This window comes from Sphingobacterium deserti (assembly GCF_000757725.1).
In the GTDB taxonomy this organism is placed as follows: domain Bacteria; phylum Bacteroidota; class Bacteroidia; order Sphingobacteriales; family Sphingobacteriaceae; genus Sphingobacterium; species Sphingobacterium deserti.
Genome location: NZ_JJMU01000065.1, coordinates 63,404 through 81,652 on the forward strand (window position 1 = coordinate 63,404; position 18,249 = coordinate 81,652).

Below are 18,249 nucleotides of genomic sequence, written 5' to 3' on the forward strand. Positions count from 1 at the left end.
GTGCTTCCTAAAGAAGCAAACGCAGTAATGGAATCATGCTTTCGATTTTTACCTGGCCTTCTAAAGTGCTTTTCGAAGCCTCACGCAATTCCACTTTTATAGGCACACCCTTTTTTATATCACTTATTAAAAGCGCTCGACCATATTTAATAGAGAAAAAAAAGAAGAACGCTGTGTCCTGAATATCTAGAGGAATGGCGTAATAAGAGTCGTCAAGTAAATAAGCGTCCTTAATGTCGAATGACTCAGGCTTTTCCATGCCGGCACCATTAAGCGAGTATATACTGCCCTGTGGCCCACTATTGATTGTAATAGTTGTCCAATTCTTGGACCCTTTTTGATTCGAGAAGAAAAGCGATAGATTATCCTTGCTTTTAAATGCTACTTTTTTTTGTGCCAATAGCTGGCTTGAATCAGTAAGCAGTAGAGAGAGGAAAAAAAGAATTTTAAAGCATGACAAATTTGAACCTAATTTCATGTGCAATGTAGTGTTTTTGCCCTAAAGGTAGAGAAATAAATGGAGTCAAATAACCAATCAGTTGTCCGCGTACGGTCACATAACCCCGAACTTTGTAAATAAGCAAATGCGTTCGTGTGTATACCACTGAATCCCAATATTTTTGACTGGAATCGTATGCGAAGGGTTATTTCCAATAAAAAGAGTTATTGTAGCGTGCTATCTACAGGGGCACATGTTGCAGATGGAGTAGCGGCTATATGAAAAATTCGGAGATCTATCCCAACACGGATAATTGATAACTATAAAAGATCATGACGTTCGCTTGCTGAAGGTAGTGTAGTAAATAGTCTCGTATAATTTTCCTCTTGCGCTTTGTTTTACCAATAATATGTCTATCTTTGCATTCACAAAAAAACTAAAAGGGCACGAAAGGAGGTATATATAGCACATGATTATCGTAAATGTAAAAGAAGGAGAATCTTTAGATAGAGCGTTAAAACGTTTCAAAAAGAAATTTGAGAAAACTGGTGTATTGCGCGAACTACGTTCACGTCAAGCATACGAGAAAAGATCAGTTACTCGTCGTACCCAAGTTAAAAAAGCAATCTACAAACAGTCATTAAACCAAGACAACGGTTAATTTCGGTTTATTCGATATAGCGAGAGGACTAGTAATAGTCCTCTTTTTTTTTTGCAAAAATCTACCACTAGATGTAATCCATCACATCATTTCTGTGAAATTTTAATTTGCTGTATATTTATCCGTTATAGGATATGGGACATATGCACATCGTACCAAAAAGACGAAACACACAACCAAAACCGACCGTAACTAGGCTGCGCGCCATTGTAAGCGGGTCAATAGGTAATTTAGTAGAATGGTATGACTGGTATGCCTATTCCGCGTTCTCCATCTACTTCGCCCCAATTTTTTTCCCTGAAAGCAATGCAACAGCACAGCTTTTAAATACCGCCGGGATATTCGCCGTCGGCTTTTTGATGCGCCCTATAGGAGGCTGGATATTTGGTAGTTTAGCCGATAAAGCCGGTCGGAAATTTTCGATGACCTTGTCCGTATTGCTCATGTCTTTCGGGTCGCTGCTGATCGCGCTCACGCCATCGTACCAGTCCATAGGTTTATTCGCTCCAATTTTATTGCTCGTTGCTCGCTTGCTGCAAGGGCTAAGCGTCGGCGGGGAGTATGGCACATCTGCAACGTACCTGAGCGAGATGGCGACAGCGGACAAACGAGGTTTCTACTCCAGCTTCCAGTATGTAACGCTGATTGGAGGTCAATTAATCGCCTTGGGGATTCAGTTGATTATGCAAAAGTTACTGCTAAGCGAAGAACAAATGAGCGATTGGGGTTGGCGCCTCCCGTTTATCATCGGCGCGGCGCTGTCGTTAGTGGCTCTCTATTTGCGGAGTCATATGGCCGAAACAGATGCCTTTCAGTCTACAGCTGAGATTGCCGATAAAAAAGTAAAACGGCGTAGCGGCTCAGTCGCCGAACTTCTTAAACACCCCAAAGCACTTATTATAGTGTTTGGCCTTACGCTAGGTGGGACGGTAGCTTTCTATACCTACTCAACCTATATGCAGAAGTACCTGATAAACAGTGTAGGCTTTTCCAAGGTACAATCAACTGTGATAACCTTTAGTTCATTACTGCTTTTTGCGCTACTACAGCCACTGTTTGGGTCATTATCCGACAAAATAGGAAGAAAGCCACTCCTTATTGCTTTTGGTATATTAGGTACACTATTCACGGTGCCGATGCTAACAAGACTGGGCCAACTAGACAGCGCTACAGATAGTTGGATAGCATTTTTTATCTTAATGCTGGCGTTGATCATTGTGAGTGGCTATACCTCCATTAATGCGGTTGTAAAAGCCGAACTTTTTCCGACGAACATACGTGCATTAGGTGTGGGATTGCCTTATTCGCTTACTGTAGCAATTTTTGGGGGCACCTGTGAGTATGTAGCGCTATGGTTTAAACATATCGATCAGGAGGAGTTGTTCTTTTACTACGTCACTGGATGTATATTTGTGTCTTTGCTGGTTTATCTTTTTATGAGAGATACCAGAAAGGCGTCGTCATTTCACTAGACTTTAAACCAAAATTACTATGGAACCTATTATCAGCGTAAATAAACTTCAAGAAATAGCCGTTAATGCATCGTTCGTTTTAGTCGACGCTACATCGGGCATAGATGCGAAAACGAACTACCTCATAAGCCATTTACAAGGGGCTAGATTTGTCGATCTTAACGAAGATTTATCCGCGTTGGAAGATCCGAAACATGGCGGACGACATCCGCTTCCTTCTACTGTGCATTTTTCGAAAACGCTCAGCAAGCTCGGAATAGATGCCAGCAGTTATGTTGTGGTGTATGACCGATTGAATGGAGCTAACGCTGCTGCCCGTTTTTGGTGGATGGCCAAAGCTGCAGGAATCAAGCAGGTGCAGGTCTTGAATGGAGGCTACGACGCTGCAGTTGCAGCAGGTTTTCCCGTGGCTGCAGGTGAGACAATTTTTGCTACACAAAAATCTTACAGCTTTACGGATTGGGACTTACCGCTCTGTAGCCTGCACGATGTCAAACAGCTTACCAACGATCTAGATAGCCTAATTATTGATGTACGTGAGGAAGTTCGTTATCAAGGAATTAGCGAACCGCTGGATCTAATCGCCGGGCACATCCCAACGGCAGTGAATATTCCATTCCATAATAATTTGAATGCCGATGGACTTTTCAAAGAGCCAAGTGAGCTAAAGCGCATTTATGAACGTCATCTAGCTGGTAAAAAAGTGGAGAACATTGTTGTTCATTGCGGCTCGGGTGTCACGGCCTGTCACAGCTTGCTGGCTTTAGCACATGCCGGGTATTCACTTCCAAATTTATATGTAGGCTCTTGGAGCGAATGGTCGCGCAATGATCTACCTATCGCGCTTGGTCGATAGAAATGTGTGTATTACCGCGATAGATACATCAGCGGCTAGCTGATAAAACCTTTTACATATTGTCGGGTAATTTCATTTTGCGGATTGAGCAATATGTCTTCCGTACGACCAAATTCCACGGCCTCGCCATTGTATACAAACAGGATATAGTCTGATACTCGGCGGGCTTGCCGAAGGATATGCGTCACCAGTACAATCGTATAGTCTTTCTTCAGTTCAATGAGCAGGTTCTCTATTGTTTGTGTAGAGAGCGGGTCAAGCGCCGAAGTCGATTCATCACCGAGGATTATTTCAGGCTTTACCGCAAGCCCGCGCGCCAAACAAAGCCGTTGCTGCTGCCCAATGGAAAGCCGTGTGGCCGAAGCATCTAACCGATCCTTAACTTCTTCCCATAGACCTACATTGCGTAATTGTGTTTCTACAATATGCTTTAATACTTTCTTATCCCGTTCGCCATGAATACGCGGCCCGTAAGCTATATTATCGAATATGGACATCGGTAGGGGGAAAGGTTTCTGCGATAACAAGCCCATTTTCTTACGAATATGCGTCACCTCCGCATCCTTCGCATAGATGTCCTCGCCATTTACGAGTACCGATCCGCTAACTTCCACACCTTTGGTATCATCAACTAAGCGATTTAAAGTTTTCAAAAGCGTAGTTTTACCACAGCCGGAGGGGCCGATAATTGATGTAATCGAATTATTCGGTACCGAAAGGTTTATGTCTTTTAAAATGCGTTTACCTTCGATGATAACATTCAAATCTTTGATCTGTATATGTGGCGTGGACAAAGCAGTTAAATCTTGTGCTTCTGCTGTTTGGATGCTAGGATATGCGTGCATATAACGATGGTTAAAATGATAAATGTTAATACTAAAGCTGAGGCATATGCTCTTCCCTGAACTTCAGGAATAGGGCTGCTCAACTGAAAAAAGATAGCTAATGGAAGCGTCGCCGCGGGCTCATCGATGTATTTGGGCAGATTGTCACTGAAACCCGTAGTAAGCAAAACGCCAGCAACATCGCCAATGGCCCGGCCAAAGGCGAGCAATACAGCTGTGAAGATGCCTGGCCTGATATAGCGTAAAAACATCTTTGCTGTCTCCCAACGAGTACTCCCCAGTGAGAACGTAACATGCTTCAAATCAATCGGGAGTGTTTTTAGAAGCTCGTCTATTGTTCGAACAACGATAGGTATGGTTAATAGCGTGATCGTAATGATCCCGCCCAGTAGCGAGGCGCGGATACCCATCCACACCATGATACTAAAGGCGATAGCGCCGTAAACAATCGAGGGAATGCCAAATAAAACATCAAATAATAACTTGCAGGCCCTTTCCAAAAAAGATCCACTCTTGACATACATATGCACATAAATGGAAATAGGAACACCGATTAAAGTAGCCAAGGCCGTAGAAACGCTGGCGAGATATAGCGAACCTAAAATCGCATTAAATATACCACCATCCTTCCCGATATAGAAACCGCCCTGAGGTGTTTGCGAAATCATTTCCCAGGAAAGATAGGGCAGGCCTTTGTACAAAATTGTTCCAACGATGAAAAATAAGCATCCAGTGATCAGCATGCCCGATAACTGCATAGCACCTTTCGCCAGTTTTTCCTTTAGCAGTCTTTTCTTCACATTACTCATTGTGCTTTCTCCTCCAATCTGTTTAAGATGATACGTGAAATTAAATTGAAACCCAAAATGAGAACGAATAATAAAAGCGCAGCAAACATCAAGGCAGAATCATACAGCGGGATAGACATCATCTCACCAAAGTTGTTTGCGATGAGTGCTGGCAAAGGGTAGCCTGCGTCGAAAAGCGACTTCGGCAGCTGAGGAATGTTTCCGCAAACCATCAGCACCGCGATAGTTTCTCCGAAAGCACGCGACACGCCCAGCACAATTGCAGCAATTAAACCTGGCTTTGCCTTTATTAAGATCACCTTGGTGATGGTTTCCCATTTTGTGGCACCCAACGATAGGGATGCTGATTTTAGCTCATGCGGAATGGTTTGCAGCACCTCTACCATGATACTAATCATGATCGGAAAGATCATGACGGCAAGCACAATGCCGCCAGCAAACACGGTGTAGCCCGTTGTATCTACAGCAAACAAAGGTGATACGTAGTTGCCCAATATCGGGACGACGAAAAGCACACCCCAAACACCGTATAGCACGGGTGGAATTGCTGCAAGCACATTCATCAAAGGCAGCACCATCCGCCGCAGTGTCTCACTTGCATATTCTACAAGATAGACCGATGCCAGTATGCAGAGTGGAACCGCGATAACAAGGGAAATCATGGTCACCCATACCGTCCCCATAATAAACGGTAGAAAGCCGAAATCACCCTTCATCGGCGACCATACACTGCCCGATAATATTTTTAGAAGACTTTCTGCTTTTAGCAGTGGAACTGATTTAGTCACCAACCCCACTAAAATCAAAAAGATAACCACTATTGATAGAATCAATAACAGTGCAAAACTCCGCTGAGCCAACTTGTCTTTAATCAATCTCCAATTCACAGGCTACAATTTATTGAGTTCAATTTGCTTAAGTTCATTATTTAAGGGTACATAACCGTTATCCAGCAAATAACCCTGTTGTTCTTTTTCCAGTACAAACCGGATAAACTCCGTCAGTAATTTCGTTTTCTTATCCTTGTGGATAACAAAAGTGAGATCTCTCGCTGGCGGAGACGGGTAGCGGTTTGTGGCTACGGCAGACGTCAGTGAATCAAGGCTATCGTAAAAATTTTCGTCCCTATCAAGCTCTCCGTTCCCATCTATATCGATAGGCAGCACGGCAAGGCCAGTAGCGGTCTTTTTCGTTTTTAAATCAAAAACGTAGTTGAGGTTGTTAAATCCTAGCGCAAAGGGCTTATCTTTAATAGCCTGCGCTAAACCGGGATCGCCAAAAATACCAACGCCTTTCAGACCTTCCTGCCGCTCGCCAAGAAATTTCGCCCATGTCTCTGCTGCGCCAGCAGCATCCGATCGGACATACACCTCAATAGGCTCGCGCACCAAGCGACGGTCGATGTCACTCCACAGTCGGTATCTATTTTTCACAAATACCCCAATTAACTCTTGTTGAGACAGCCCACGCTGCATTAAAATATCGTAATTCGGGTGACTAGCATTAAATGTACCAACTACAGCGTCCTTCGCAACGTGTACGGGGAATGCCCCCCGAGTAAGTTCTTGCGCATGCAAATCGCGCGATACAAGACCTATATCAACCATATTTGAAAGTACATCTGATATGCCTTTGCCTGCACCACCTGCCGAAATATTGAAACGCACATTTGGATGGATCTTTTTAAAATCTTCACTCCATAATACAACGATCGGGTAGAGCGCAAAAGCACCAGATATCGAAATAGTACCAACAAAACCCTTCTTCTCATCGTAACCTTCCTTCACTTTCGGCGCACATGATACCGCCAGGAATAAAAGAAGGATACTATGTATTACATATTTACGCACAGGCACGAATTACTTTTAGTATGATAGACTTGATTATTTTTACAAATATATACTAAATTGATAGATATTATATGATAACTAGATAAATATTTTATAACTTTGTAGCTAGGTTGTTGAAAAGAACGTAGAAATATCTGCTGTCAATTAGCAAAATCTTAAAAAGAGAAGAGAAGGTAGTATGCAAAGTTTTCGCACAGAATTAGAGAATCCGGTTGTAGAACAAGAGATAATAGAACTGGAAAAAAAAATAAGGCAATTTCAGGGTGGAGAGATTCCTGAAGAGAAATTTCGTTCCTTACGGTTAGCCCGTGGTGTTTACGGCCAGCGCCAAAGCGGCGTGCAGATGGTACGTATTAAGCTGCCATTTGGACGTATCACTTTTAAGCAAATGCTAAAAATTGCAGACATATCCGACGAATATGCGAGCAAAAACCTGCATTTGACGACGCGTCAGGACATTCAAATACATTACGTTAATTTAAATAAGACGCCTGAAGTATGGGCGAAGCTAGCAGAGGACGATATGACGTTGCGCGAGGCTTGTGGCAATACAGTTCGTAACGTGACGGCATCACCGGCGGCAGGGATAGATCCCGATGAACCTTTTGATGTATCACCCTATGCACAAAGCACATTCGCTTACTTTCTTCGGAATCCGTTCTGCGCGGAAATGGGACGTAAATTCAAGATGTCATTCTCATCGAGTGATAAAGATACGGCGTTTTCCTACATCCATGATTTTGGCTTTATTCCGAAAATACAAATAGTCGATGGAAAAGAGGTTCGCGGATTTAAGGTGATGCTAGGTGGTGGTCTTGGCTCTCAACCTTTACTGGCTAGTGAGATCTTTGATTTTTTGGCAGAAGACGAAATTTTACCCTACATAGAATCTACCCTACGTGTATTCGATCGTTATGGCGAACGTAATAATCGAAATAAAGCGCGTTTCAAATACTTAGTGCAAAAACTCGGACTTGAAGAAGTGTTACGACTGATCGACGAAGAGCGCATCGCTAATAAAATACAAACCTTTCAAGTGGACCGGGATCTTATTGCTCAGCCTGAACCGCCAACAGCAGCTATCACGCCAGCCGAGCCAGTTGATGCTCGCGCTTACGAGCTCTGGAAAGCAACCAACATCTTTGCGCAAAAGCAAGCGGGCTATTATGGGGTGTATGTTAAGGTTTTGACAGGTGATATTCCGACGGCTAAGGCGCGAAAACTTATCGCTGGTGTACAAGGTCATATTGCAGATGATATCCGTATTACGCAAGACCAAAATTTGCTATTTAAGTATGTGCGCCCGGAGTCCTTGCCTCATATTTTTAATCTACTAACGGAGTTGGGCTATGCAAAGCCCGGCTACAACAGTACGTCTGATGTGACGACCTGCCCAGGTACCGACACCTGTAACCTTGGTATATCGAACTCTACAGAGATGGCCCGTGTATTAGAACGGTACATCCATGAATTTCATGAGGATTTTATCTATGAACAAAATCTCAAAATTAAAATATCGGGCTGTATGAACTCTTGCGGCCAACACGGCCTTGCGCATATTGGCTTTCACGGAAGCTCCGTAAAAGCAGCGGGCAAAGTTGTTCCTGCAGCGCAGGTGATGCTGGGTGGAGGAACAGTGGGGAATGGTGTAGGCCGCGTTGCAGAGCGTGTTATTAAGGTCCCTACAAAACGTGTTTTACAGGTGGCGGATCTCGTTTTGACAGATTACAAAGCAAATCGACTACAAGAAGAAAATTTCCACGGTTACTATGACAGGCAGACGAAAGACTACTTTTATAAGCTTTTGAAGCCTTTGGCTGATCTAACAACACTCTCGCCTGATGAATTTATTGATTGGGGCCACGAAGAGACATTTGCGACAGCGATCGGCGTAGGCGAATGTGCCGGCGTAGTGATTGACTTGGTAGCTACTTTATTGCTTGAAGCGGAAGAAAAACTGGAGCTGGCAAACAAGGCGTTCGATGAACAGCAATATGCGGATGCCATATATCATGCATACGCTTCGTTCGTATGGACAGCAAAGGCTCTTCTGCTTGACAAAGGCGTCAATGCCAGCACACAAGCGGCCGTTATACAGGATTTCGATAAGCACTATGTAGACAGCGGAATTTTCGAATTTTCAACTACATTTGCTGAAAGGGTTCTACAGATTAATAAATACGAACCTTCGAAAGAATTTGCAGAACTGTTTATCAAGCAGTCTACAGCATTTCATTACGAAGCAGCAGGCAGACGAGAGGAACTGCGCGTTACGATTTAAAAGAGAGAAGGAGAGAAAAATGCAGATTAAACCATTTATAACGCTTGTGGGAGCAGGGCCAGGAGATCCGGATTTGATCACCCTTAAAGGGATTAAAGCCATTCGTGAGGCAGATGTCATCTTGTATGATGCCCTCGTAAATGAGGAAATTCTTGACTACGCGAAACCCACATGCACAAAAATATATGTAGGAAAACGTGCCGAGCGCATTTCCACATCGCAGGATTACATCAATAAATTATTGGTCGACTATGCGCTGACACACGGGCATGTCGTGCGTTTAAAAGGCGGAGACCCTTTCGTTTTTGGCAGAGGCGGAGAGGAATTGGATTATGCCCGGCAATTTGATATTCCCACCGCGGTGGTTCCCGGCATTTCCTCCTCTGTGGGACTAACCGGACTGCAGCAGATACCTCTGACATATCGTGGTCTGAGCGAAAGCTTTTGGGTAATTACAGGATCAACTTCGGAGGGGCAACTTTCTGCCGATCTTGAGATTGCTATGGCAAGCACGGCCACTATCGTCTTATTGATGGGCTACGCAAAACTGCCGCAAGTGGTGGAATTATATACGAGTAAAGGCAAAGCTGAGCTGCCTATCGCGTTGATTCAAAACGGTTCGCTTCCTACGGAACGGGTTGTTCTAGGCCGCGTAAACGATATCTTGACAAAAGCAAAGGAAAGCCAAATTGGTGTTCCTGCTATCATTGTCATAGGCGAGGTCGTTGCCAAACATCAGGCATTTGACCGATTAAAAGTTGAACTAAAAGCGATAGCACAGTAATGAACGAACTTTTTCCCATATACGTCAAGCTTGACCAAATCAAGACGTTGCTTGTGGGCGGCGGCCCGATAGGCTTGGAAAAGTTGGAGGCTATACTATTCAATTCCCCTCGCGCACAGGTGCACCTTGTTGCGGAACGTATTGACGCTAATGTGCATGAACTGATCGCAAGTTCGTCCACATTGACCGCCTCAGAACGAGCTTTTCGTGATGAAGACCTGGAGAACATAGATCTGATTATCCTGGCGACAAACAACCCTGTGCTAAATGAGCACATTCGGGAGCTGGCACGTATAAAACACATATTATTAAACGTGGCCGATAAGCCAAGCTTGTGCGACTTCTATCTAGGATCGGTTGTACGGAAGGGAAATCTGAAAATTGGGATATCAACGAATGGCAAATCGCCGACTATTGCAAAACGTTTGAAAGAGTTTCTTGATGATTTGTTGCCCGAGGAGATTGATGAAACGCTTACGCTCATGAGTAATTTTCGCAACAACCTGAGGGGAGATTTTCAAGAAAAAGTAAGGCTCTTGAATGAGCATACGCAAGATTTTTTTAGAAGGGAGGCTTATGATAGAGAAGATTAAGCACGAGATTGAGGGGCTTGGAGCGCTCGATATCATCCGGTATATAGAACAACAATTTGGCAATACGGCTGTTTTCTCCACTTCGTTTGGCATCGAAGACCAAGTGGTTACGCATCTGCTCGCAGAAGCGAAGAGCGAGGCTTCCATATTCACATTAGAAACAGGTAGATTGTTTCCAGAAACCTATTACGTTTGGAACCGAACACTCGAAAAATATAAATTACCTATAAAAGCATATTATCCGAATACGGAAGCTGTGGAGAATTTGCTGACCACAAAAGGGCCATCCAGCTTTTACGAGTCGGTGGACAACAGAAAGGAATGTTGCTATATCCGGAAAATCGAACCGCTCCATCGCGCTATCAATGGGTTCAAGGTGTGGATTACGGGCATTCGCGCGGAACAATCGGCCAATCGCGAAGGGATGTCGGCGGTGGAATGGGATGCAGCCAATAATATCATCAAGATACATCCTATTTTCGACTGGACATTGGCGGATGTGGAGGCTTTTTTAAAAAGCAACAGCATTCCTTACAATCCACTGCATGATAAAGGCTTTCCAAGCATAGGCTGTCAGCCCTGCACACGCGCTGTGCAGCCCGGCGAAGATTTTCGGGCCGGTCGCTGGTGGTGGGAGGATACCAGTAAAAAAGAATGTGGTTTACATATTACAACGAAATAACGAGAGAGAATGGATTATTTAGATCATTTAGAAGCGGAAGCTATCTATATCTTACGCGAAGTAGCCGGGCAATTTGAGAATCCAGCGCTTCTGTTTTCGGGAGGGAAAGATTCGATCACGCTTGTGCACCTTGCAATGAAAGCTTTCCGTCCGGGGAAATTTCCGTTTCCTTTGGTGCATATCGATACAGGGCATAACTTTCCAGAGACTATTGCATACCGCGATTGGTTAATTGAACAAACCGGAGAGAAGCTTATCGTAGGGCTGGTTCAGGATAGTATCGATCAAGGTAAGGTAGTCGAGCAAAAAGGAAAGAACGCGAGTAGAAACGCTTTACAGACCGTTACTTTGCTAGACACGATTGAGAAAAATGGGTTTGATGCCTGCATAGGAGGCGCTCGTCGTGACGAAGAAAAGGCACGTGCGAAGGAGCGGATCTTCTCCGTTCGTGATGAATTCGGACAGTGGGATCCCAAGCGGCAGCGTCCTGAACTATGGAATATCTTTAACGGTAAAATCCATAAAGGAGAAAACGTGCGTATCTTCCCCATCTCTAACTGGACAGAGCTCGATGTGTGGAATTACATTAAACGCGAGAAAATAGCGCTGCCGACGATTTATTTTAGCCACAACCGCGATGTCGTTTTTCGGAATGGCCAATGGATGGCTGCTGCACCGTTCCTTCAGATAGATGAGGATGATATTGTAGAGCATAAGTCGGTTCGATTCAGAACAGTAGGTGATATGACCTGTACCGCCGCAGTAGATTCTACCGCCGTGGAGTTAGACGACATCATTACTGAAATCAAGGCATCAACAGTAAGTGAACGAGGCGCACGCATGGATGATAAAGTCTCCGAAGCAGCCATGGAAGAACGGAAGAAACAGGGATATTTTTAATAGTATTGCGTCATGCGTATTGTGTATTGAGAATTATACGCAATACGCATTACACAATACTCAATACTATCTAACAAATGAACATACTAAAGTTTATAACAGCAGGTTCTGTCGATGACGGGAAGAGTACATTGATAGGTCGCTTGCTATATGATACCAATTCGATTCTGGATGATCAGCTTGAAGCGATTAAAAAGGCAAATAGGAAGAATAACGATGGGACCGTGGATCTGGCGATCTTGACGGATGGTTTAAAAGCGGAGCGGGAGCAAGGCATCACCATTGATGTGGCCTATAAATATTTTCAGACGGAAAAGCGGAAATTTATTATCGCGGATGCACCTGGACATATTCAATATACTAGAAACATGGTTACCGGGGCATCAAACTCGGAACTGATCATTATTTTGATTGATGCTAGGAAAGGGGTGATCGAACAGACTAAGCGCCACTCGTTTCTAGCCCAACTGCTATCCTTAAAAAAAGTTTTGGTATGTGTAAACAAAATGGATATGGTGGATTATGAGCAAGCTGTTTACGAAAACATCAAGACTGATTATTTGGCACTAGCGAATCGGTTAGGACTGGAAAATGTTGATTTTTTACCGGTGTCGGCGTTAAAAGGAGATAATATTGTAGCGCCTTCGGAGAAGATGAACTGGTATACGGGGGAATCCTTGCTTGATTACCTGGAGAATATCGAACTGGAAGGTAATAAAGAGCAACCTTGGCGCTTTCCCGTACAATGGGTTGTTCGTCCGCAAACGGACGAGTTGCACGATTACCGCGGGTACGCAGGGCGTGTGTTAGGAGAGGGGCTGAAGGTTGGCGAGGAAGTGCTCGTTCTTCCTAGTGGCGCAAGATCTGTTGTTAAGGCGATAGAACTGGCAGAAGCGCATCTTGAAGCCGCACAGGATGGACAGTCTGTTATCGTGCATCTGGAAGATGATGTGGATATTTCACGGGGCGACTTTATCGTTCCGGCTACGTTTCCTGCAGCGACAGATCGGCAGGTCGAAGCAAACATCTGTTGGTTTGATAGCAAACCTCTAGATAACAGCCAGATCTATTTGTTGCAAAACCATAGCCATATCACAAAGGTCAAAATTACAGACGTACACTACAAGTACGATGTAAATACGCAAGAGAAGTTGTTAGGAGAGGATCTTAAATTGAATGATATTGGCAAAGTTAGCCTGAAAGCAGCAAGCGATATTGTTTTCGATACGCATCGCGATTTTCCAGAAAACTCAAGAGCCATTCTCATTGATCCAAGAAGCAATTTAACAGTAGCCGCATTGATGATTGAAGATGTAGCATAATGGTTAACAAAGCCCGTTCGTAATTCTTGAACGGGCTTACCATTTAACAGTAATTAAATCCTAACTTTCGTCTTGAAGCCGGTCATTGTCACCATCAAGAAAAGTGTCCCCATATTCCGGTCCAGTTTGGGTTTCCATTAACGTAACCCAAGTTGGCGCTCCATTACTAGAGCCTCCGACAACCTTTCTTAAATCTTCTTGAGTGAGCTTCTGCCTAGCAGAGAACTCACTTAGTTTCTTCAGTTTTAACTTTTTCATAATAATAAATCTACTCTTTATAAACAATAATGTAGTATAAAAATATTTGTTTATATTTGAACGTAAATATAAACAAACTTATTATGAAAGTTTTGATAATAAGCCAAAATTTTGATGTTACTACCGACTTAGTTATTAAATGGCTAATAAGATTTAATATAAAATTTCTGAGATTAAATTTGGGTGACGTAGTTACGGTAAAGCGGATGGAGATAAGGAATGAAGGGTTTGATTTCGTTATTGATAAAAACGGGGTGGAAATAAATTCTAACGAGATTCTTTCGGTTTGGTATAGGAAAGGAAATATATTTTTCGAAAATGTTTTCGAATCCGTCTTACAAACAACCTCCTGGAATAAAGAAGACGAGTCGTATATAATTCAAATAAAGAAGTTTTTAAAAGGTGAAATGTCCACACTAACCGAGTTTTTTTACGATTTAGTGGAGAACCGATATCGGTCTATCGGAAAGCGTTCAAATTCTCGAAACAATAAACTTATTCATCTGATGCATGCAAATAACTGCGGTTTCTTCATCCCTGATACTTTTATAGAAACTTCAAAGAAACGAGTTACGAAATATTTAAACAGCAATCATGTGACCAAGGCTATAAGAGATGGAATTTTCCTTCAAAACGATGGTGGATATGTCAGGTATGTTATGTATACGCAACTTCTGGAAAATATTAGTTCACTGACATTATCCGAAGATTTTTTTCCATCATTAATACAGCCAAAAATCAATAAAAAGTATGAATTGAGAGTATTTTATCTGAAGGGGAAGATTTTTTCCATGGCTATTTTTTCCCAAGATTCGACAAAGACGAAAGTAGATTTCCGTCGCTATGACCACCAAAATCCCAATCGATGCGTGCCTTATAAGCTAAAGCACGATGACGAAATCAAAATTAGAAATTTTATGACTTTGTCAAATCTAAATACGGGATCGTTAGACTTTATCGTTAGTAGCTGTGGGAAACTTTATTTTCTGGAGGTCAACCCTGTTGGCCAATTTGGGATGGTATCTTATCCTTGTAACTACTTTATAGAGAGGGAGATAGCAAAAGAACTTTCTTTAATATATTAAAAAACAACACTATGAATAAAAGCGACGGATTTGCTCCACTTGCATTTCATGTTTTAGATAAAAATGATAATGCAACTAAAAAGCGATTCAGAAATGCAGAGTCGAAAATTTTCCAAACGAATAATCACCCGTTTGTGTCATTTTATAAGCCAATTTCAATTCTCGGAAAAAAAAATGGAAAATGAAGTTTATTTCAAGTTACACGCTTGTTGCGTGCCAGTTAAAGGGGCATATCGATCATGCTTGTACGATTTGCAACGAAGGAGTTTGGAATTAATTCCGAATGAGATGACGGATTTACTGGAAGAACTAAGGACTTATCCAATCAAGCAATTAAAAGAGCAATATGATAAATCGGAATGTGAAGTTATAGATGAATATCTACAATTTTTAATTGACAACGATTATGGTTTTTTCTGTGAAACATCGGAACTAGCAAGATTTCCTGATCTTGATTTCGAGTTCGATTGGCCAAATCAGATAACAAACGTAGTCATTGACACGGATAAACTTAGTCGTCACGATTACGCTGATATTTTTACAAAATTAAGAGCAATCAATTGTGAGACAATCCAGATGAGATATTTTTATGATATAGATGAGCATAGCCTGAAAAATATTCTTTCTTTGGCAAAGCAATATGATTTTGACAATATTTCTCTAGTTATCCCATACACTGACATTTTATCAAGGTTAATTATTGAAATTGAACAAAATATTCCGTTGACCGAAGTAATCTTTTGGGGTGAAAGTGATCTTGAATACGAGTTGTCTAAGGCGAGATTTAAAGAGATAGATATAAATTTCTCTTTTATAACAACCTCACTTCTAGATGAAGCTTGTTGTGGCTTTGTTTCTATTGATAATTTTACAGTCAATATCAATATGTTTTCGGAAGCTACTCGCTACAATTCTTGTTTAAATAGAAAACTTTCGATAGACAAAAAAGGACTTATAAAGAATTGTCCAAGCTCAGGGACAAACTATGGGCATATTTCCAGAGTTGGGGAATTACTAAAAATCATCGAGTTGGCAAATTTCAAAAGATATTGGCAAGTCAATAAAGACAAAATCGAGATTTGCAAAGATTGCGAATTCAGATATTGTTGCATTGATTGTAGGGTATTCGTTTCTGATCCGCTCAATGAATATTCTAAACCATCAAGTTGTTTATACGATCCGTACACCGCAAAGTGGGAGGTAAAACCATGAGTAATATGATGAGACAGATTATTATAATAATGATTATATCTTTTTTAAAACCGATATTCAGTCAAGCGCAAGACAGGTTAGTTATGAAAAATGAATCTATTTTAGCTGAAGCTACTGCAGACTCACTTATTTCTAAGGACGAAAAAAAGAAGGCGGCACTCATTTACATCACTCTCATCGATAAAAGAACTTTTAGCTCTTTCAAAACGTTGTTAAAAGCTTGCGAGTTTTTGCTTGAAATTGGAGAAGATAAAAGCGCTTATAGAGCGATGCAAATTTTAGTGAATGATTTGAAATATTCAAATGACGAGTATGTATTTAGTAAAAAGGTTTTTCAAACCAAGGCGCTGAATAAAAAGTGGAAGGAAGCATTTGATAAAATTAAAGAAAATAAAAGTATTTATTTCGATGATGAATTATTTGTTCAACTAAATGAGGTTTACAAACAAGATCAAAAAATTAGACAACAGCGGTACAAATACGCTCAGAGTAAAAACCAAAGCGCTGAAGATCTAAAAAATATCAATGATAGAATATCGGTAAACGATTCCTTAAATTTAAAGATTATAGAGAACATACTCAACACACAGGGATGGCCAAGTCATGCTAAAGTTTGGGAAGCTGGAAGCGCAATTTTTTTAGTCTTACAGCACGCTCCTCTAGAAAAGCAAATGCGCTACCAATCTACTTTGAAGTCAGCTGCAGAGAATGGGGAGATAAGTATGCAAGCTTATTCCATGTTTGAAGATCGTTTAAATCTTCGGATTGGCAAAACCCAAAAGTATGGGACGCAATTAATCGAAGACACGGTTAACAAAAAAGTTTATCTTTTACCAGTTAGCGATATCGATTCTTTAGATATGTTTAGAGCAAAGGTTGGCCTTAATCCGATCTCTGACTACGTGAAAAATTTTGGCATCAAGTGGAGTAAAGATGATTACTTAAAAAATTTGGAAACTGTGAAAGAGTTACTGATAAAACGATCTAAGGAAGAATAGATAAAATAGTATGCAAGTTACACACTACACCTGGTAGATTTCTCAAAGGAATATGTTGCAGAAGAATGCGGGGCTTCGGGCTATTTTTTCAAAGGACGAAATTAGCAATTGATAGTAGATATCTGCTTGATTTTCCGACCACATTTCATACGTATAATTCCAAATAAGGCCGAGGTCTTCAACAGCTTTATTGGTTAATACATATTTAGCCATCTTGTTTCTTTGCAGATTTTAAGTTGATGAGATGTTTTTTTGCGTCGAATTCTGTAGCTATCCCGCTATTGACACCTTCTTCGATGGCGCTTTTTAACGCCTTTACTTTATCTTCTTCTACTTCAAGAAGTCGAAGGCCTGCTCGAATTACTTCACTTGCGTTTTTATAACGGCCATCTGCGACATGGCGCGTCACAAAATCTTCAAAGTAATCTCCAAGTGATACCGATGTATTGCGTCCCATATTCTTAGTTTTTGTATAAAGTTACCAAATTGTGGTAATTATTCAAAGTTAGCACCGCCTTAAGTCCACCTGCTAGTACTAGACATAATGGTACACATGTGAAATTTCTAGTCGTCAAGATTTTTCCATTTTAGGTGCAATTACAGGATTCGAATGCGTCGTGAACAAAAATATAAAATTGTATATAATTTATATTATGTTAAATAGAATATGAGGCATCTTCCCAACGGCATAGTATCTTCCCATTTAACACTGTGTTTACATGTGTAATAACTTGGGGCTGCCAACAACTCTTTGTATAACATGCACTCTTTTATTTTTAAGGGATGCTAATCTCAATAACATTAAAATTCCGATACACTATCTTTCCGGTATACCCATTTCTTTCGGTTACCTTATTTTGTTGTGTACATGTACATAAATGATACCCCAACAGTTTTAAGATAGCGCGTGGGTTATAACATCAGTCCTTAGTTTAAAACACAATTTTAACTATACATGGCCCCGCAACGTATACTACACGTTGACTCTAAGATCCGTACTTTAATCCGCAAGCAAACGCCACTATAAACATGTTTTAATAACAACTGATATGATTAACTTGATTTTCTTTAAGATATTAATGTGTTAATATTTTGAGAAATATACGTAAAATATGTAGCTTTACAACTACTTTAATTAAGTAAGCTTTACGTTACTTTCTATATTATGTTTTTTTCTTGTTCGATTTAGATGACTTAACTCC

19 protein-coding genes are annotated in these 18,249 nt (G+C 41.4%); 12 read left to right on the plus strand and 7 right to left on the minus strand.

Going from position 1 to position 18,249, the window contains the following annotated elements; all coding sequences use genetic code 11:
- Nucleotides 1–7: 7 nt before the first annotated feature.
- On the minus strand, nucleotides 8–478 hold the full coding sequence (locus DI53_RS16985; protein ID WP_037502576.1) for a hypothetical protein: 471 nt from the start codon (nucleotides 476–478) through the stop codon (nucleotides 8–10).
- 430 nt (nucleotides 479–908) lie between these two features.
- Between DI53_RS16985 and rpsU the strand changes: the two genes are divergently transcribed.
- The 3 genes from rpsU (at nucleotide 909) to DI53_RS17000 (ending at nucleotide 3,428) form a co-directional block, all read left to right on the plus strand.
- Nucleotides 909–1,100, plus strand: a complete 192-nt coding sequence (gene rpsU, locus DI53_RS16990) for a 30S ribosomal protein S21 (protein WP_037502579.1) — start codon at nucleotides 909–911, stop codon at nucleotides 1,098–1,100.
- Nucleotides 1,101–1,234: 134 nt separating this feature from the next.
- Nucleotides 1,235–2,572, plus strand: a complete 1,338-nt coding sequence (locus DI53_RS16995) for an MFS transporter (RefSeq protein ID WP_052072520.1) — start codon at nucleotides 1,235–1,237, stop codon at nucleotides 2,570–2,572.
- 19 nt (nucleotides 2,573–2,591) lie between these two features.
- Nucleotides 2,592–3,428 (plus strand): sulfurtransferase, encoded by an 837-nt coding sequence (locus tag DI53_RS17000; RefSeq protein WP_037502582.1) that lies wholly within the window; start codon nucleotides 2,592–2,594, stop codon nucleotides 3,426–3,428.
- Between the two features lie 35 nt (nucleotides 3,429–3,463).
- Here DI53_RS17000 and DI53_RS17005 read toward each other — a convergent pair whose 3' ends face one another.
- Genes DI53_RS17005 through DI53_RS17020 form a run of 4 tightly spaced genes read right to left on the minus strand, consistent with a single transcriptional unit; the run spans nucleotide 3,464 to nucleotide 6,932 of the window.
- Nucleotides 3,464–4,273 (minus strand): phosphate ABC transporter ATP-binding protein, encoded by an 810-nt coding sequence (locus DI53_RS17005; protein ID WP_037502585.1) that lies wholly within the window; start codon nucleotides 4,271–4,273, stop codon nucleotides 3,464–3,466.
- Complete coding sequence (locus DI53_RS17010) at nucleotides 4,228–5,082, minus strand: PstA family ABC transporter permease (protein ID WP_081939488.1); 855 nt, start codon at nucleotides 5,080–5,082, stop codon at nucleotides 4,228–4,230. The genes DI53_RS17005 and DI53_RS17010 overlap by 46 nt, the downstream gene beginning before the upstream one ends.
- The gene (gene pstC / locus DI53_RS17015) at nucleotides 5,079–5,969 is read right to left on the minus strand and encodes a phosphate ABC transporter permease subunit PstC (RefSeq protein ID WP_037502587.1); all 891 of its coding nucleotides are present in this window, start codon (nucleotides 5,967–5,969) and stop codon (nucleotides 5,079–5,081) included. The genes DI53_RS17010 and pstC overlap by 4 nt, the downstream gene beginning before the upstream one ends.
- 3 nt (nucleotides 5,970–5,972) lie before the next feature.
- Entirely contained in the window at nucleotides 5,973–6,932 is a 960-nt protein-coding gene (locus DI53_RS17020) for a PstS family phosphate ABC transporter substrate-binding protein (RefSeq protein ID WP_037502800.1), read from the minus strand.
- Nucleotides 6,933–7,110: 178 nt separating this feature from the next.
- Between DI53_RS17020 and DI53_RS17025 the strand changes: the two genes are divergently transcribed.
- The 6 genes from DI53_RS17025 (at nucleotide 7,111) to DI53_RS17050 (ending at nucleotide 13,494) form a co-directional block, all read left to right on the plus strand.
- Nucleotides 7,111–9,213 (plus strand): HEPN domain-containing protein, encoded by a 2,103-nt coding sequence (locus DI53_RS17025; RefSeq protein ID WP_037502590.1) that lies wholly within the window; start codon nucleotides 7,111–7,113, stop codon nucleotides 9,211–9,213.
- A gap of 19 nt (nucleotides 9,214–9,232) precedes the next feature.
- The gene (gene cobA, locus DI53_RS17030; protein ID WP_037502593.1) at nucleotides 9,233–9,997 is read left to right on the plus strand and encodes a uroporphyrinogen-III C-methyltransferase; all 765 of its coding nucleotides are present in this window, start codon (nucleotides 9,233–9,235) and stop codon (nucleotides 9,995–9,997) included.
- A complete protein-coding gene (locus DI53_RS17035; protein ID WP_052072522.1) occupies nucleotides 9,997–10,590 on the plus strand; it encodes a precorrin-2 dehydrogenase/sirohydrochlorin ferrochelatase family protein in 594 nt (197 codons plus the stop codon). The genes cobA and DI53_RS17035 overlap by 1 nt, the downstream gene beginning before the upstream one ends.
- Complete coding sequence (locus tag DI53_RS17040) at nucleotides 10,574–11,272, plus strand: phosphoadenylyl-sulfate reductase (protein WP_037502596.1); 699 nt, start codon at nucleotides 10,574–10,576, stop codon at nucleotides 11,270–11,272. The genes DI53_RS17035 and DI53_RS17040 overlap by 17 nt, the downstream gene beginning before the upstream one ends.
- A gap of 9 nt (nucleotides 11,273–11,281) precedes the next feature.
- Nucleotides 11,282–12,172: a sulfate adenylyltransferase subunit CysD gene (gene cysD / locus DI53_RS17045; RefSeq protein WP_037502599.1), complete on the plus strand. Its 891-nt coding sequence runs from the start codon at nucleotides 11,282–11,284 to the stop codon at nucleotides 12,170–12,172.
- Nucleotides 12,173–12,249: 77 nt separating this feature from the next.
- On the plus strand, nucleotides 12,250–13,494 hold the full coding sequence (locus DI53_RS17050) for a sulfate adenylyltransferase subunit 1 (RefSeq protein ID WP_037502602.1): 1,245 nt from the start codon (nucleotides 12,250–12,252) through the stop codon (nucleotides 13,492–13,494).
- A 60-nt stretch (nucleotides 13,495–13,554) separates the two neighbouring features.
- Here the strand turns inward: DI53_RS17050 and DI53_RS17055 are convergent, their stop codons facing one another.
- A complete protein-coding gene (locus DI53_RS17055) occupies nucleotides 13,555–13,752 on the minus strand; it encodes a hypothetical protein (RefSeq protein ID WP_037502604.1) in 198 nt (65 codons plus the stop codon).
- Between the two features lie 83 nt (nucleotides 13,753–13,835).
- Here DI53_RS17055 and gwsG point away from each other — a divergent pair, with 83 nt between their 5' ends.
- The 3 genes from gwsG (at nucleotide 13,836) to DI53_RS17070 (ending at nucleotide 17,047) form a co-directional block, all read left to right on the plus strand.
- Nucleotides 13,836–14,837, plus strand: coding sequence for a grasp-with-spasm system ATP-grasp peptide maturase (gene gwsG / locus DI53_RS19760; protein WP_052072523.1), 1,002 nt, complete (start codon nucleotides 13,836–13,838; stop codon nucleotides 14,835–14,837).
- A gap of 174 nt (nucleotides 14,838–15,011) precedes the next feature.
- Nucleotides 15,012–16,049, plus strand: a complete 1,038-nt coding sequence (gwsS, locus tag DI53_RS17065) for a grasp-with-spasm system SPASM domain peptide maturase (protein WP_037502607.1) — start codon at nucleotides 15,012–15,014, stop codon at nucleotides 16,047–16,049.
- Between the two features lie 5 nt (nucleotides 16,050–16,054).
- Nucleotides 16,055–17,047 carry a DUF6624 domain-containing protein gene (locus DI53_RS17070; RefSeq protein ID WP_131555343.1) on the plus strand — a complete coding sequence of 331 codons (993 nt, stop codon included), beginning with the start codon at nucleotides 16,055–16,057 and terminating at the stop codon, nucleotides 17,045–17,047.
- A gap of 205 nt (nucleotides 17,048–17,252) precedes the next feature.
- On the opposite strand, the gene DI53_RS17080 is transcribed toward DI53_RS17070, so the two are convergent.
- Nucleotides 17,253–17,504, minus strand: coding sequence for a type II toxin-antitoxin system ParD family antitoxin (locus DI53_RS17080; protein ID WP_037502613.1), 252 nt, complete (start codon nucleotides 17,502–17,504; stop codon nucleotides 17,253–17,255).
- Nucleotides 17,505–18,249 lie beyond the last annotated feature (745 nt).